We start from the raw sequence: 13,912 nt of genomic DNA on the forward strand, positions 1-13,912 counted from the left end.
ACACGACAAAAACATTCAGGAAACGAAAATATTTGTTGGCAAATACATAATATATGTGAAAACAAAAGGCCGCGGCGGGCAAAACTCGGGCATTCTGACCAAAAGCCAAAAATGAAGGATTTTCTCTTTTGTGCAGGAAATGGAAAAAATCGGATTTGTGCATTATGAACAAAGAAACGGCACATAATTATGCTATAATGCCCAATGTAAGGAGCAGATAGAGCATGGTGGCTCACCTCCTTACCGCAAGCCGTGCGCCCGGTTCCACCCTGGACACCGGTGCTGAAGATGCGGCAGATTGCGTGAGACTATTTTGGAGGTCATTTATTATGGTGAAACAAGTCAAGGTTTCCAATTTTACCGAGGTCAAGGGAATCGTGTCTGCTGCCGCCAAGTGTTATAACGATGTCGGCGTGCATGACATGAAGGGCAGCATTGCCGATGCCAAGAGCATCCTGGGCATGATGAGCCTGGATTACAGCCATCCCGTCAAGATCGTCTGTGAGGATGAGCGCGACCTGAACAGCGTTGTCAACGCGATCAAGCAGTAAAATTAGGAAGGACCGCCCCACGGTGTAAAAGCCGCGGGGCGGTTTTTGCTGCCGCAAAAAGGCTTCCCCATCGGGGGAAGCTGTCCGCGAAGCGGACTGATGAGGGCAAGGCTTTCGTGATTTCCCGCTTGTGGGCAACACCCGGCCACCCACCCCTCATCCGGCCCTGCGGGGCCACCTCCCCCCCGCGGGGGAAGGCAAGGAGCGCATCACGCCGCTGCGTAAAATTTTCTGAAAATAGAAAGTTTGAAAACACGAGAAAACAAGAGCATTTGAGAGAATTCGAGAGCAAGCACAGTATAAATTAAAATTCTTGCCAAAACCCGTTGACTCTGCTGCCCTTTTCTGCTATAATCACACTTGCGCGAAAAAGCGTCCTGCGGGGCGCTGTTAAATACCGTTATTAGACGGACGTGTTAATTTCTCAATGGAGGTTCCTACTATGAGCACGACTCTCGCTAAGCCCGCTGAAATGGCTGACCGCAAGTGGTATGTGATCGACGCCGCCGGCAAGCCCCTCGGCCGCGTTGCTGCCAAGGCTGCTGTCATCCTGCGCGGCAAGAACAAGACCACTTTCACCCCCAACGTTGACTGCGGTGACCACGTCATCATCATCAACTGCGATGAGGCTGTCCTGACCGGCAAGAAGCTGGAGAAGAAGTTCCATCGCACTCATTCCGGCTGGATCGGCGGCCTGAAGGAGACCCAGTACAAGACCCTGATGGCTGAGAACAGCGACAAGGCCATGACCTACGCTGTCAAGGGCATGATCCCCTCTAACACCATCGGCGCCAAGGCTATGACCCGCCTGCACTGCTACAAGGCTGCTGACCATGCTCATGCTGCTCAGAAGCCCGAAGCTGTTGAGATTTGAGTGAGGAGGCAATAGAAGATGTACGAAACCAAACCTTATTTCTACGGCACTGGCCGTCGTAAGCATTCCGTTGCCCGCGTTCGCGTTTACAACGGCACCGGCAAGATGACCATCAATGGCCGCGACATCAACGATTACTTTGGTCTGGAGACCCTGAAGCTGCTCGCCAACAGCCCGCTCGTTCTGACTGAGAACGAGGGCAAGTTCGACGTTGTCGTCAACGTCGTCGGCGGTGGCTGTGCCGGCCAGGCTGGCGCTATCCGCCACGGCCTGTCCCGCGCCTTGCTGCAGTTCAACCCCGAGCTGCGCTCCACCCTGAAGAAGGCTGGCTTCCTGACCCGCGATCCTCGTATGAAGGAACGTAAGAAGTACGGCTTGAAGGCTGCCCGCCGCGCACCTCAGTTCAGCAAGCGCTGATTATCAGCAGTATTTGCGAACCTTTCAGAACGCTTCACAGCTTTTTTGCACGACTGTGTGCAGAAAATCGGAAGTGTCTGAAGCCGTGGAATGCAGCAAATCGCTTGGGAGCTTGCTGAAAAAGCAGCATACAATAAGCGAATATGTACTAACCTTCCACAGCGACATAAGCCTTATCGCAGGAGATGTTTTCCGCAAGGAGAGCATCTCCTGTTTTTTTGTTTGAGAAAAAATCCTCATCAGAATATTGCGCAAAGACTATTGCAAAAAAGAAGTAAGCGCGGTATAATGTGGAAATAAAGATAAATGCCGCTGCAACGGTGCAAAAAAGACCTTGGACGTTTCCCGAAAGGGGAAAATCGAGTGGAACTTATCCTCGGTGAATAAAAGACGCTGATAGGCACTGCCTGCAGTAAGTTATTTGAATAAGCAAAAAGGCCGCAGAAATGCGGCTTTTCTTAAATGGATGCGTTAGTCAATTCTAACCCAAAAGCGTATGCGTATCGGTTTGCTGAATCTTACATCGAGGAGGAAGGATTACAATGCGAGAACATAAGAACTTTTGGGACAGAAATGCAGGTTGGTATGACCGCTTTATGCGAAAAGACAGGGCGGCATACGAAACAATGTATGGACTGATCCGTCCGGTCGTGAAAGGCAAAACAGTGCTGGAGCTTGCCACCGGCACGGGTCTGATTGCTAAAAACATCGTAAACGCGGCGGCGCATATCGAGGCAAGCGATACCTCTGCCGAAATGATCCGGGAGGCAAAACGCAGGAATCACTCTGCCAAGCTGTACTTTTCGGTGCAGGATATGTTCTGTCTGCCCTATGCGGACGAGTCCTTCGAGGTGGTGATCGTGTCCAACGCCCTGCACATCGTACCGCAGCCGGAGAAAGCCCTTGCCGAGATTCATCGGGTACTGAGGGATGACGGCGTGTTGATCGCGCCTACCTTCACCCACGCAGAAAACTCCTTTTTCGGAAACAGGAAGGCTTTTTTTCTGAAGCTGGCGGGCTTTCCCCTACACAGCAGGTGGACGAGTGAGGAATACCTGTGTTTCCTGCAGCAAAATGGTTGGACTGTGCGGAAAAGCGATGTACTAAAGGCGTCTTTTCCGCTGACTTATGTTGAATGCGTGAAAGCGGAGGTGTGATATGTCGTTCTTTGAAAACACCCGCAAGCCTGTGGGCTTTGGCGGGAAAATTATGGTTGCTATGATGAATCTGGGACACAGTCCCGTGGCGCGGTGGGGGCTTCGCTTTTTAGAGCTTGCGCCGGATGCCAGAGTGCTGGATTGCGGCTGCGGAGGAGGCGCCAATATCAAAAGGCTGCTGAAAAAATGCCCGCAAGGCATCGTCAGAGGTGTGGATTATTCTGCTGTCAGCGTAGAGAAAGCCCGGAATTTAAACCGGACTGCCATTCAGAAAGGGCGCTGCGCGGTGTGGCAGGGCAGCGTGGAACGTATCATCTTTGCCAAGGATTGGTTTGATGCGGTCACCGCGTTTGAAACGGTCTACTTCTGGTCGGATTTGCCGCAGTGCCTTCGGGAAGTCCGGCGGGTGTTGAAGCCCGGTGGGACCTTTCTCATCTGCAACGAAAGCAACGGTGACACGGACAAGGACGAAAAGTGGACGGAGATCATCGGCGGCATGACCATCTACAAAGATATTGAATTAAAGGCGTATCTGGAGCAGGCGGGTTTTCAAAATATTCAGATACACAAAAGAAAAAACTGGCTTTGCGTCACGGCACAGAAATAGGATGCAGCGGTGAACCACCCGGCATCAGAAGGGCGATTGTAATGCGGAAAAATGAGGAGAAACCCCTATGGAGCGAAAAGAAGCGATCCGCGGCGCCTATCGGCTGACAGGCGGCAGCAATTTTTACGACGGTATGATCACCTGCTCAACCTTGAGCGGGAAAGCGGTATGCCGCTTGGTGTGGGATATGAACAAGGCGGAAAACGACGCCTATCTGGAAAAGGCAATGGCAGGTCTTCCTGAAAACTTCTCGGGTAAGCTGCTGGAGGTACCGGTGGGAACCGGCATTCTGACCATGCCGCTTTACCAAACGCTGCCCCAAGCGGATATTACCTGCCTTGATTACTCGCCGGACATGATGGGGCAGGCGCAGGAAAAGGCGGACCGTCTGCACCTGAAAAATGTGACCTTCCGGCGGGGGGATGTGGGCGCATTGCCCTTTGCGGACGGTGCGTTTGATATTGTGTTGTCGCTGAATGGCTTTCATGCGTTCCCGGATAAAGAGGCCTCTTATCGGGAGGTCTTTCGGGTGCTGAAGCCCGGCGGTACCTTCTGCGGCTGCTTTTATGTGGCGGGAGAGTGCAAGCGGACGGACTGGTTCGTCCGGCGCGTCTATGAAAGGACAGGGTTCTTCACGCCGCCCTACGAGACGGTTTCCGGTCTGAAAGCACGGCTGGATGGAATGTATACGGATGTGGATAGGGGAAACCTGAAAAGCATGGCGTGGTTTGTCTGCCGAAAGGCAAAATAGGAGGCGATGATATGTCAAAGAAAGCAACCGAGTTTCAGAAAAAAGAAATGAGCAAGATGTACCGAGGCAAGGAGATCTTCAAGCCGCTGAATACCGGCTGGATCGACGGGAGTGTCGCCTGTGTGCGTGAATGGGTGGCGAACATCTTCTTCTACCGCAAGGGCGATACGGCCATTATGATCGATGCGGGCTATAACTACGACCGCCTTGCTGAAAAAATGAGCTGGCTCAGCATCGATCCGGCATCCGTCCGGCACATCCTCATCACGCATCAGGACACTGACCATGTGGGTGCAGTGGAGGCCGACAGTCCGGGACTATTCCGGGACGCAAAGCTCTACATCGGCGAGGTTGAGAACCGCTATCTGACCGGCGAAGTGCGCCGCAAGGTGATCTATCGCCTGTACAAGCTGCCGCAGGTCACGATCCACAACGAAAAGGTACTGTTGCATGACGGCGAGGTTTTCGATATTGGCGGCATCAAAATCGAATGCTTCCTTGTCCCCGGTCATACCTGGGGGCACATGGTATATCTCATTGACGATAAGTATCTGTTCACCGGCGACACGCTGTGGTTCGGTGCGGACGGCGGATACAGCTTTATTTCCTCTCTGGCAGAGGATAATAAGCTGGCTGTGCAGTCACTGGCGGAGCTGGAACGGAAACTGCGCGCCCGTGGTCTGCATCCGTATTTCATCACCGGTCACACGGGATGGACGGACAATTTGGAATTTGCTTTTGCCCATAAGGACAAGCTCTGTTCGCCATTCAAGAAACGGGTACACGACCCGTCGGCACCCTATGATGCCTACGACGAATCGGACGACACCGAAGAAAATGCAAAGAGCGGTTTTCTGAAAGGCGTGGGAAGATGAAGGACAGCGAATTACAAATTGACCGCAGCTGCCATGTGCTGTATTCCAAGCCCTGCAAAAAGGAAATACTGGCGAAAATCGCCCTGCACTATCCGGAAGCAGAGCGGGAGACAGTATGGGAAAAGGTGCAGCGGCAGTACGCGGTCTTTCTCTCCGACTGGCGCACCGACTTGGGCGGCAAAAAGAACTTCCACAACGGCGTAGGCGGCACCTACGACTGCATCGCCTTCATGAGCTATTATGTGGTCTGCAAAGCAGTTACTTCGTTCCGTGAAATCGAAGAGATGGAGGAAAATCTGATTCTTCCGACTTTCCGCAAGCTGAAAATTGTGGACTGCAACAAGCCGTTCTGGAGGAAGCTGATGTATAAGGCGTTTGTTCGTGCGAAAAGCGGCTGCGACAAATGGCACGATTACGAGATGTCGGTTGCGCCTTATGAAATCGACAAGCCTATTTATTATGAATTTACGGCGTGCCCTGCAGCGGAGTTTGCTATCCGGCACGGTCTTACGGACATCATGCCCGCCCTGTGCAATGTGGACTATGCGTCCATGGAACTGCTCCATGCCAAGCTGGTGCGGACGACCACCTGCGTGGACGGCTGCCGATGCGACTACACCATCTGCGGCGATAAAGACCCGTATTTGAAGGGACATCCCGAATACCGGGATGAGGCGGGCTTCAGGAGGAATCGGTAATGCTTTTACAGGTGATTTTGGAAGGCATCGGGCTGGGCGTTCTGCTCATTTTGGTTTGCGCCATCGGTATCCGCAAGGGCGCGGTGGGTATGGTGCATCTTTACAGCCCGGCGGTGCAGCAGCGGTGCGTGAAGCTGGGACTTACAACACACGAGAAAATCAAGCGCAATTCTCTACTTTTCAAAGCCGTCTGCGTTCCCGGCTATATTGGCTATGTGCTGGTTTGCGTCTATGGGATAAACGGTGCGCGCAGCTTTGCGGCGGGCTTCTGGCAGCTGCTTGTCATCTTGTCCGTTATGAATCTCATTGACCGCTTTTTGATCGATGGCTACTGGGTGGGGCACACGAACGCATGGACGATTCCCGGAACAGAAGATCTAAAGCCGTACATCACCGCAAAAGACAAGCAGAAAAAATGGCTTTTCGGTACGGTAGGTATGGCAGTCATAGCGGCGGTGCTGGCGGTCCTTATGACGGCTTTTATTCACTGAGGAAAGGAGAGACAATGAAGTTTAAGACATTGGGGAATCGAAATGCTCCCGCTGTTTTGTTTTTTCACGCAATGGGCGTGACGGGGGAGAGCAGCGAACCGGTTGCAAACTATTTACAGAATCGGTATTTCTGTATTCTGCCTACTTCCACGGTGTACTGCAAAGGGCAGAAATATGTCAGCAAGGCAGACGAGGTTTGTCAGGTGGAAGCATATCTGAAATCACAGGGAGTGGAACGCCTTGAACTGGTTGTGGCTTCCTCAATCGGTGCCGACCTTGCCATGGCGTTTTTGACAAGTACAGAATTGCCCATCGGACACGTTTTCTTTGACGGCGGGCAGTTTGCGCAAATCGCAAAAGGTACGCGCCGCGTTATGACGCCGTTTTTGTATTTCGCTATCAAGAGCCTGTATTGGTCAAAGGGCGGCACACTGAAAAAGATTTTGTGGTGTGACGATGATTCCATAAAGCCGTATTTTATAGCCGCAGGCGAAAATCTGACCTATACAAATCTGCGGCGGCAGATTTTGGACAGCTTGGAGGATAAACCCTTTCAGTCACTTTCCAAAGAACTGCAAAGGCATATTTATTTCGAGTTTGGCAGCATAGAAGAGCATTTCAAATACCGTCAGGCAGTGATGGAAGCCTACCCCTGCGGCAATTACCCCGTGTTTGAGGGATACGATCACATGCAATATCAGATTCGTGACCCGCAAGGCTTTGCTGAAATGCTGACATATATCGCTGCGCATGACGGTATGCCGAAGCTGCCGTTTATCAGAAAGTGTGAGGACCCGATATGAAATACAGGATTGAGAAAAACACCGTGCAGGAAACGTTAATTCTTCCGCTGTATTCCCGGAAGCTGTGCACAGAGCTGTATCCGAACCTTTACCGGGACGAAACGGCGGTGCGTCTGATCGACCAGATCGACTACGACTTTTCAGAGGCAGAGAAAAACGCCCGCAGCCTGATGCAGCGTTTCGGTGCGCTGGAGGTCGCCATGCGGCAGAATGACCTTGCCTTTGAAGTGCAGGCATACCTGAAAACCCATCCTAGCGCAGCGGTGGTCAACCTCGGCTGCGGGCTGGATAACACCGGCAAAGCCTGCGACAATGGCAGATGCAAGATCTACAATCTGGACTTCCCCGATGTTATCGCCTTGCGGCAGCAGCTTCTGCCCGCCGGGGAACGGGAGCAAAACATCCCCTGCGACCTGAAAGATCCCGCATGGTTTGACAAGATCGATGCCTCCGGCGGGGCGGTGTTCTTTGCCTCCGGGGTATTCTATTACTTCCTGACGGAGCAGGTCAGGGCGCTGGTGCAGGGGATGGCGAATGCTTTCCCCGGCGGGGTGCTGGTCTTTGATGCCGCCAACCGCACGGCGGTGAAGATGATTGCAAAAACGTGGCTCAGGACGGCGAAAATCAAGGATGTGGGCGCGTATTTCGCGGTTTCCGATGCGGAAGGGGAGCTTTCTCCATGGGACAGCCGTTTGCAAGTATCCAGCAGGGGCTATATGCTGGGGTACAACGATTTGAAAGACCCTTCCGTCAGCGGCTTTTTCCGATTCCTCGCTAAGGTCGGGGACAACGGGATGAAAATGCAGATCGTGAAGATCGGATTTGGAGACAAGCTATGAAAATTCTGGTATATGGTGCAGGCGTTCTGGGGTGCAATCTGGCAAGAAATCTGCTGCGCGCCGGAAAGGATGTCACTCTGCTTGCGCGGGGTAACTGGGCTGCGGAGATCAAGCAGAACGGCCTGCGGATCAAGGATAAGTTTTCGCTCCGCACCTCGGTCAGCCGCATTCCGGTGGTGACGGAACTTGCACCGGATGCAATGTACGATGTGATCTTTGTGGTCCTGCGCTATACACAGCTGGATTCCGTTCTGGACACGCTGCGGGCGAACCGGACGAAGAACATCGTTTTTGTGGGGAACAATGTGCAGGCGAGGGCGCTGGCGGCGGCGCTGCCGGGGAAGAACATCCTGTTTGCCTTTGCGCTTTCTGCCGGGCATCGGGAGGCTGACCGGGTGGTCTCCATCGACCTGAAAAAGATCACCATCGGACAGCTGCCGGATGCAACCTCCAATAAACAGCTGATCGGGCGCATCTTCCACGGCACAAAATATAAGGTTGTTTACGAGCCGAACATGGAGGACTATCTGCTCTGCCATGCCGCGTTTGTGATGCCTGCGGCCTTCGCCTGCTATAAGACAGACGGCGACTTGAAAAAGCTCAGGGGAGATACCGCGTACCTGAACCGTGTGCTGGATGCCAACATCGAGGGATACCGCGCCATCCGAGATGCCGGGCACACCATTCTGCCCAAGGAGGATGCAGACTTTGAAGGAGAGAAATACCGCAAGACCTGCCTGCGCTTTTTCAAGCTGATGTGTGCCACCTCGCTGGGCAAGCTCTGCGCCTCCGACCACGCCATGAACGCCATCGATGAAATGAGTGCGCTGAACCGGGATCTCAAGAAATTTTTCGATGCGAACGGCGCAGCCTACCCGGTGTGGCAGGCACTGGAAGCGGAAGCCGGGAGGTATCTGCAATGAAATACGCCGGAATGCCCTTTGGGATGTGGGCGCTGTTTGCCGGTTCCTTTCAAAAGCAGCTGACCGCGGTGCTGGGCTATGATGCAGACACTGCAAAAGCCATCACGAAAAAGGCAAAGCCACAATACCGGCAGATCATTGCTGGTTTGCCGGAGTTTGAAAAGGCCGACCGCTTCAAGATGAATCTTGTCAACTGCGCAATGCTCGGCGCGTTCATCCTCTCCATGCCGCAGCGCCCGGAGGTGGACAGGCTGACGGATTACTACGCAAAAGCCATGATGACAGCGCCCGTGCAGTGGTTCTGCCGCAAAAGCGGAAAAAGCAAATTTACCCCAAAGGATATTGCCGCTATGAAAGCCACTGCCGCCCTGAAAGCCGCCGACCGCAACCCCTATTCGTGGAACATGGAGTTTTACGAATACCCGGATGGCAGCGGCTACGAGGGACGCTTTACCAAATGCGGCATCTGTGTGCTGATGAAGGAGCTGGGACTGTACGACCTGACCCCTGCTTTGTGCCATCTGGACTACACCATGAGCGAAGCGGGCGGCGTGACAAATTTTGTGCGGCAGTATACCCTTGCCTCCGGCGGAGCCTACTGCGATTGCGGGTACAAAAAGAAGAAAAATAAATAGGAGAAGCGCACGATGCCTGTCAAGTCGATAACAGAGGAAGAAATTTACGGTATCGGTCATACTTTCGGCTATTATGACTACGGAGAGGAAACGGGAATGTCCGCTGCCTTTTCCGGGAAAGAAGCACAAAAGAAGCAAGGCATATAGTCGATTTTTGTTACAAATGCGGCTATTTTGTCAAAAGACTTGCGAAACCTACGATTTTGTGTTATTATTTCAATTCGAAACCGCAAAGACTGAAATATCAATAACACATCCTCTGCGCCGCATAAGTTCGGCAAGCGCTGATTTCTGCTGCGCAGCAAAAGCTTTATCCCACAGCATTTATGGCGTCGGTCCTTGTGGGCCGGCGCCTTTTCTATGGCAAAAAAGGAGGCTTTCTCATGGCCTTATCCGTAAAAACAAGGGAGCATATCCGCCGCTGGGCGGCGCTGGCGGGCCCCAAGTGGGGGGCACTGCTGGGCGGGGCGGCAGCGCTGGCAGCGGCCATCGCGTTTACCGGGGCGGCGCTGCACTTTACCACCGTCGCCGATACCCACGGCGATACCGTGCGCATTTTGACGGCAGCCACCGATCTGGCTGCCGTTCTGCAGCAGTCCGACACGCCGCCGCTGGGCGAGCACGACGAAGCCGTCTGGTCCCAGACCGAGGACGGGGAGCGGCTGGACGTCCTGCGCGCCTACACGGTGCCGGTCACGGCGGACGGCGCAATGCAGGAGCTGACCGTCACCGGCACGCACACAACGGCGGAGCTGCTTGAGCGCGCCGGGCTGACCTACACGGCGGACGACCTGCTGACCCCCGCAGCGGATGAAATCGTCCCCGAGGGCAGCGGCATCACGGTGCAGCGCGTTACCTACAACGAGTACACTGTCGATGAGGTCGTCCCCACCGAGATCGAGGAGATCCCGACGAGCCTGTTCTACCGCAAGCAGAGCAAGGTCATGACCCTGGAGGAGGGACACGATGGGCAGGACACCGTTGTCTACCGCGAGAAGTGGATCGACGGCGAGTGGGCCGAGACGAATGAGATCGAGCGTGTGAATGAGGCCGAGATGGTGCCCACCGTGCAGAAAATTTACGGCGAGCAGGCTCCCGTTTCCGGCTTTGTCGGGCCGGATGTGGTCGACGGCGTACCCGTCGAGGGCGTCGCCGCAACCTATACGGGGCAGCGTGCCACGGGTTATTCCGCCTCCGCCACGGCCAAGGGTGCCAGCGGACGCCGACTGACCTACGGCACAGTGGCCATCAATCCGGGCGTCATACCTTACGGCTCTCTGCTGTACATTACCAGCGACGATGGAAAGTTCGTCTATGGCTACGCCTACGCCGCCGACACCGGCACGGCTCTGGTGCAGGGAAAGGCTTTCATTGATCTGTACTATGAGACGTACGAGGAGTCGGTGGAGAACGCGGTTATCCCTGTCACGGTCTACGTGCTGGATGACGAGACTGCCGCCCGGTATAAAGAGCAGAACGACGCAATTTTAGAGGCGGATACGGTTGTAGGAAGATAAAAGCGCTGCCGCCCTCAATTTTCCCGCAAATGACTGTTTGCCTTATACGCGCGGGCCGGGCATGCCCGGCCCCTACAAAACTGAAAAAACAGGGGCGTGAATCCATAACGGTTCACGCCCCTGCTTTTATTTTAAAGTCTTACTTCGTGCCGAAGATACGGTCACCGGCATCGCCCAGACCGGGGACGATGTAGCCGTTATCGTTCAGCTTCTCGTCCAGTGCGCCGACATAGATGTCCACATCGGGGTGGGCCTCATGCAGAGCCTTCAGACCCTGAGGGGCAGCAACCAGACCGATGAACTTGATGTGCTTGGCACCGCGCTTCTTGATCTGGCCGATGGCGTCGCAGGCGCTGCCGCCGGTAGCCAGCATCGGGTCGAGGACAAAAACCTCGCGCTCGTTGATGTCGTTGGGCAGCTTGCAGTAGTACTCGACCGGCACCAGCGTCTCCTCGTTGCGGTACATGCCGATGTGGCCGACCTTGGCGGCGGGGATCAGGTTCAGCATGCCGTCCACCATGCCGAGGCCGGCGCGCAGGATGGGGACCAGAGCCAGCTTACGGCCGGCCAGGACCTTGGTGCGGGCCAGAGCCACGGGGGTCTCGACCTCGACTTCCTCGGTGGGCAGGTCGCGGGTAGCCTCATAGCAGAGCAGCATCGCGATCTCGCTCACGAGGTCACGGAACTCCTTGGTGCCGGTGTTGCGGTCACGCAGCAGGCTGATTTTGTGCTGGATCAGGGGATGGTCAACAATTTCAACAACGCTCATGGTACGATCTCCTTGCATTTTAAAGATATTCAGCCTGCCGTGCAGGCAATGTGAAACTTAGTGGTTTTCCAGCGCCATCATCTTGTCGATGCGCATCTGGTGGCGTCCGCCCTCGAACTCGGCGTTCAGGAAGGCGTCCACGATCTGGCAGCCCAGACCCGCGCCCACGACGCGCCCGCCCAGGCAGAGGGCGTTGGCGTTGTTGTGGCGGCGGGTAAACTCGGCGCTGAAGGTATCGCTGCAGCAGCAGGCGCGGATGCCCTTCATCTTGTTGGCGCACATCGACATGCCTACGCCGGTGCCGCAGCACAGGATGACCAGTGCGCAGCTGCCGTCCTGCACGGCCTTGCAGCCCTTGGCGGCAAAGTCCGGGTAGTCCACGCTGGCGGTGGAATCGGTGCCAAAGTCGGTGTAGGCTACGCCCAGCTCGTCCAGATGGGCCTTGATGGCCTCCTTCAGCTCATAGCCGCCGTGGTCGGCAGCAAGTGCAATCGGTTTGTCAAACTTCATTTTGTTTCCCCTCTGTTTTTTCACGTTCCGCGCGCTCCCGCTCGGCCTGACTCAAACGGTGGTAGTCAGGCAGCAGGGCGGCAGGCGGCACACACTCGCCGCGCTCCCACATGGCCCTGGCGGCCAGTGCCACGCCCGCACCGCGCAAAACCTGCATCGGCTGCGGCACGCAGACCACGCCCGGAACATTCTTATATGTATTGTAGCACAAAGTTGCGCCGTCGCCAACAAAAAACAGAGGTTTTTTGCAGGTTTGGACAAAATTTTCCAGCGTCGTGACCGGTGCGGCGGTGTCCGGGGTCAGGCGGTCATGGGCCGCCAGGTCAAATGCGCCCCAGTAGACCTGCCCGCGGCGGGCGTCCTGCGCACCGATGACGGTGCCCTCGCCCGCCAGGCCGTAGGCCAGCGCGGCCATCGTGGAGACGCCCGCGCAGGGGATCTGGCAGGGCAGGGCCAGCCCCTTGACGACGGCCAGCCCGATGCGCAGCCCGGTAAAGCTGCCGGGGCCGTTCGTCACGCCCAGCACGTCGAGGTCGTCAACGGTCAGCCCGGCGGCCTTCAGTGCGGTGTCGATCATCGGCAGCAGCGTTTCGCTGTGGGTCAGGCCGTTGTTGCACTGGGCCTCGTACAGCAGGACATCGTCCCGCAGCACCGCCACCGCCGCCGTCTTGCCCGCGGTATCTACAGCTAGGATATTCATTGGATCACCTGTTTAAAAATGTAATAGAGTATAGAGTCTTCCCCCTTGGGGCTGCGCCCGCAGGCGCGTGTCGGAGCGCAACCGCCGGAGAGGCGGCTTTTAGCGCGGAGACTGAAGGTGCCCGAGGCCCCGCCCGAGGGCGGATGAGGGGCGAGTGTACTGCGATTGCCCGTAAATGGGTTGCGATGGTACGGTCCCGGCGGGGTGAGGGCACCCCGCCCTACATCCTGTTGAAAAGTAGTGCGTAGGGCGGCATGCCCTCATGCCGCCGCAACCGTGCGGCAGCCGCACAGCTCCCGGGTCGTCGAGGACGCCGACCCCTACAGCCGCAGAGGCTTTACCCAATCGTGATCTTCCGCGTCGTCTCGTCCACCCGTTCAATGTGGATGCGAAGGGGATTTTCCAAATCCAGCAGTTCCGCGCAGTTCTCGCTCCACTCGCAGGCGACAACGGCCCCCATGTCGAGGTAGTCGTAGAATCCGGCGGCGGCCAGGTCGCCCTCGGTGTGGATGCGGTATAAATCAAAATGCGCAAAGGGCCGCGGGCCGCGGTAATAGTTCACGATGGCAAACGTCGGGCTGGACACTGGGTCGGTGCAGCCCAGCCCCTCGGCCAGCCCCTGACAGAACGCGGTCTTGCCCGCGCCCAGACCGCCCGTAAACGCGATCAGCGCCCCGGCGGGCAGCGTTTTGGCAAGCTCACGGCCAACGGCGACGGTTTCCTCCCGCGAATGGGTCACAAATTCCTGCATAAGCAAGCTCCTTGTTTTGGGCCGCATAAGGCGCGGCCACACAC

General features: G+C 55.8%; 18 protein-coding genes. 14 read left to right on the forward strand and 4 right to left on the reverse strand.

The window, feature by feature from the left end; translation table 11 throughout:
• Nucleotides 1–329: 329 nt before the first annotated feature.
• From B5D32_RS02145 to B5D32_RS02210, 14 genes are all read left to right on the forward strand, one after another.
• Nucleotides 330–551: an HPr family phosphocarrier protein gene (locus B5D32_RS02145; RefSeq protein WP_078783445.1), complete on the forward strand. Its 222-nt coding sequence runs from the start codon at nucleotides 330–332 to the stop codon at nucleotides 549–551.
• 442 nt (nucleotides 552–993) lie between these two features.
• Nucleotides 994–1,425 carry a 50S ribosomal protein L13 gene (gene rplM, locus B5D32_RS02150; protein ID WP_078783446.1) on the forward strand — a complete coding sequence of 144 codons (432 nt, stop codon included), beginning with the start codon at nucleotides 994–996 and terminating at the stop codon, nucleotides 1,423–1,425.
• 18 nt (nucleotides 1,426–1,443) lie between these two features.
• A complete protein-coding gene (rpsI, locus tag B5D32_RS02155; protein ID WP_078783447.1) occupies nucleotides 1,444–1,842 on the forward strand; it encodes a 30S ribosomal protein S9 in 399 nt (132 codons plus the stop codon).
• A gap of 542 nt (nucleotides 1,843–2,384) precedes the next feature.
• The gene (locus tag B5D32_RS02160) at nucleotides 2,385–2,999 is read left to right on the forward strand and encodes a class I SAM-dependent methyltransferase (protein ID WP_078783448.1); all 615 of its coding nucleotides are present in this window, start codon (nucleotides 2,385–2,387) and stop codon (nucleotides 2,997–2,999) included.
• Between the two features lies 1 nt (nucleotide 3,000).
• Nucleotides 3,001–3,606: a class I SAM-dependent methyltransferase gene (locus B5D32_RS02165; RefSeq protein WP_078783449.1), complete on the forward strand. Its 606-nt coding sequence runs from the start codon at nucleotides 3,001–3,003 to the stop codon at nucleotides 3,604–3,606.
• 67 nt (nucleotides 3,607–3,673) lie between these two features.
• Entirely contained in the window at nucleotides 3,674–4,357 is a 684-nt protein-coding gene (locus tag B5D32_RS02170) for a class I SAM-dependent methyltransferase (protein ID WP_078783450.1), read from the forward strand.
• An 11-nt stretch (nucleotides 4,358–4,368) separates the two neighbouring features.
• Nucleotides 4,369–5,232, forward strand: a complete 864-nt coding sequence (locus B5D32_RS02175) for an MBL fold metallo-hydrolase (RefSeq protein ID WP_078783451.1) — start codon at nucleotides 4,369–4,371, stop codon at nucleotides 5,230–5,232.
• A complete protein-coding gene (locus B5D32_RS02180; protein WP_078783452.1) occupies nucleotides 5,229–5,930 on the forward strand; it encodes an L-2-amino-thiazoline-4-carboxylic acid hydrolase in 702 nt (233 codons plus the stop codon). Before B5D32_RS02175 ends, B5D32_RS02180 begins: the two co-directional genes overlap by 4 nt.
• Nucleotides 5,930–6,421 (forward strand): hypothetical protein, encoded by a 492-nt coding sequence (locus B5D32_RS02185; RefSeq protein ID WP_078783453.1) that lies wholly within the window; start codon nucleotides 5,930–5,932, stop codon nucleotides 6,419–6,421. The genes B5D32_RS02180 and B5D32_RS02185 overlap by 1 nt, the downstream gene beginning before the upstream one ends.
• Nucleotides 6,346–7,224 (forward strand): alpha/beta fold hydrolase, encoded by an 879-nt coding sequence (locus B5D32_RS02190; RefSeq protein ID WP_242943382.1) that lies wholly within the window; start codon nucleotides 6,346–6,348, stop codon nucleotides 7,222–7,224. Before B5D32_RS02185 ends, B5D32_RS02190 begins: the two co-directional genes overlap by 76 nt.
• A complete protein-coding gene (locus B5D32_RS02195; RefSeq protein ID WP_078783455.1) occupies nucleotides 7,221–8,063 on the forward strand; it encodes a class I SAM-dependent methyltransferase in 843 nt (280 codons plus the stop codon). Before B5D32_RS02190 ends, B5D32_RS02195 begins: the two co-directional genes overlap by 4 nt.
• Entirely contained in the window at nucleotides 8,060–8,986 is a 927-nt protein-coding gene (locus B5D32_RS02200; protein WP_078783456.1) for a ketopantoate reductase family protein, read from the forward strand. The genes B5D32_RS02195 and B5D32_RS02200 overlap by 4 nt, the downstream gene beginning before the upstream one ends.
• Complete coding sequence (locus B5D32_RS02205; protein WP_078783457.1) at nucleotides 8,983–9,621, forward strand: L-2-amino-thiazoline-4-carboxylic acid hydrolase; 639 nt, start codon at nucleotides 8,983–8,985, stop codon at nucleotides 9,619–9,621. The genes B5D32_RS02200 and B5D32_RS02205 overlap by 4 nt, the downstream gene beginning before the upstream one ends.
• A gap of 383 nt (nucleotides 9,622–10,004) precedes the next feature.
• Entirely contained in the window at nucleotides 10,005–11,138 is a 1,134-nt protein-coding gene (locus tag B5D32_RS02210) for a 3D domain-containing protein (protein ID WP_159446962.1), read from the forward strand.
• Between the two features lie 139 nt (nucleotides 11,139–11,277).
• Here the strand turns inward: B5D32_RS02210 and upp are convergent, their stop codons facing one another.
• The 4 genes from upp to tsaE form a co-directional block, all read right to left on the reverse strand.
• On the reverse strand, nucleotides 11,278–11,907 hold the full coding sequence (gene upp, locus B5D32_RS02215) for a uracil phosphoribosyltransferase (protein WP_078783459.1): 630 nt from the start codon (nucleotides 11,905–11,907) through the stop codon (nucleotides 11,278–11,280).
• A gap of 57 nt (nucleotides 11,908–11,964) precedes the next feature.
• The gene (gene rpiB / locus B5D32_RS02220) at nucleotides 11,965–12,417 is read right to left on the reverse strand and encodes a ribose 5-phosphate isomerase B (RefSeq protein ID WP_078783460.1); all 453 of its coding nucleotides are present in this window, start codon (nucleotides 12,415–12,417) and stop codon (nucleotides 11,965–11,967) included.
• On the reverse strand, nucleotides 12,407–13,117 hold the full coding sequence (gene tsaB, locus B5D32_RS02225) for a tRNA (adenosine(37)-N6)-threonylcarbamoyltransferase complex dimerization subunit type 1 TsaB (RefSeq protein ID WP_078783461.1): 711 nt from the start codon (nucleotides 13,115–13,117) through the stop codon (nucleotides 12,407–12,409). The genes rpiB and tsaB overlap by 11 nt, the downstream gene beginning before the upstream one ends.
• A 337-nt stretch (nucleotides 13,118–13,454) precedes the next feature.
• Nucleotides 13,455–13,868: a tRNA (adenosine(37)-N6)-threonylcarbamoyltransferase complex ATPase subunit type 1 TsaE gene (gene tsaE / locus B5D32_RS02230; protein ID WP_078783462.1), complete on the reverse strand. Its 414-nt coding sequence runs from the start codon at nucleotides 13,866–13,868 to the stop codon at nucleotides 13,455–13,457.
• Nucleotides 13,869–13,912 lie beyond the last annotated feature (44 nt).

The organism is Gemmiger formicilis, assembly GCF_900167555.1.
GTDB lineage: Bacteria > Bacillota > Clostridia > Oscillospirales > Ruminococcaceae > Gemmiger > Gemmiger formicilis.

What these genes read in the sequence shown, in the direction of transcription:
- B5D32_RS02210 (WP_159446962.1), top strand. Translation starts at nt 10,005, where the DNA reads ATGGCCTTATCCGTAAAAACAAGGGAGCATATCCGCCGCTGGGCGGCG.
- B5D32_RS02200 (WP_078783456.1), top strand. Translation starts at nt 8,060, where the DNA reads ATGAAAATTCTGGTATATGGTGCAGGCGTTCTGGGGTGCAATCTGGCA.
- B5D32_RS02160 (WP_078783448.1), top strand. Translation starts at nt 2,385, where the DNA reads ATGCGAGAACATAAGAACTTTTGGGACAGAAATGCAGGTTGGTATGAC.
- B5D32_RS02175 (WP_078783451.1), top strand. Translation starts at nt 4,369, where the DNA reads ATGTCAAAGAAAGCAACCGAGTTTCAGAAAAAAGAAATGAGCAAGATG.
- rpsI (WP_078783447.1), top strand. Translation starts at nt 1,444, where the DNA reads ATGTACGAAACCAAACCTTATTTCTACGGCACTGGCCGTCGTAAGCAT.
- tsaE (WP_078783462.1), bottom strand. Translation starts at nt 13,868, where the DNA reads ATGCAGGAATTTGTGACCCATTCGCGGGAGGAAACCGTCGCCGTTGGC.
- B5D32_RS02205 (WP_078783457.1), top strand. Translation starts at nt 8,983, where the DNA reads ATGAAATACGCCGGAATGCCCTTTGGGATGTGGGCGCTGTTTGCCGGT.
- B5D32_RS02145 (WP_078783445.1), top strand. Translation starts at nt 330, where the DNA reads ATGGTGAAACAAGTCAAGGTTTCCAATTTTACCGAGGTCAAGGGAATC.
- B5D32_RS02165 (WP_078783449.1), top strand. Translation starts at nt 3,001, where the DNA reads ATGTCGTTCTTTGAAAACACCCGCAAGCCTGTGGGCTTTGGCGGGAAA.
- B5D32_RS02195 (WP_078783455.1), top strand. Translation starts at nt 7,221, where the DNA reads ATGAAATACAGGATTGAGAAAAACACCGTGCAGGAAACGTTAATTCTT.
- B5D32_RS02180 (WP_078783452.1), top strand. Translation starts at nt 5,229, where the DNA reads ATGAAGGACAGCGAATTACAAATTGACCGCAGCTGCCATGTGCTGTAT.
- B5D32_RS02170 (WP_078783450.1), top strand. Translation starts at nt 3,674, where the DNA reads ATGGAGCGAAAAGAAGCGATCCGCGGCGCCTATCGGCTGACAGGCGGC.
- rpiB (WP_078783460.1), bottom strand. Translation starts at nt 12,417, where the DNA reads ATGAAGTTTGACAAACCGATTGCACTTGCTGCCGACCACGGCGGCTAT.
- rplM (WP_078783446.1), top strand. Translation starts at nt 994, where the DNA reads ATGAGCACGACTCTCGCTAAGCCCGCTGAAATGGCTGACCGCAAGTGG.
- B5D32_RS02185 (WP_078783453.1), top strand. Translation starts at nt 5,930, where the DNA reads ATGCTTTTACAGGTGATTTTGGAAGGCATCGGGCTGGGCGTTCTGCTC.
- B5D32_RS02190 (WP_242943382.1), top strand. Translation starts at nt 6,346, where the DNA reads ATGGCTTTTCGGTACGGTAGGTATGGCAGTCATAGCGGCGGTGCTGGC.
- tsaB (WP_078783461.1), bottom strand. Translation starts at nt 13,117, where the DNA reads ATGAATATCCTAGCTGTAGATACCGCGGGCAAGACGGCGGCGGTGGCG.
- upp (WP_078783459.1), bottom strand. Translation starts at nt 11,907, where the DNA reads ATGAGCGTTGTTGAAATTGTTGACCATCCCCTGATCCAGCACAAAATC.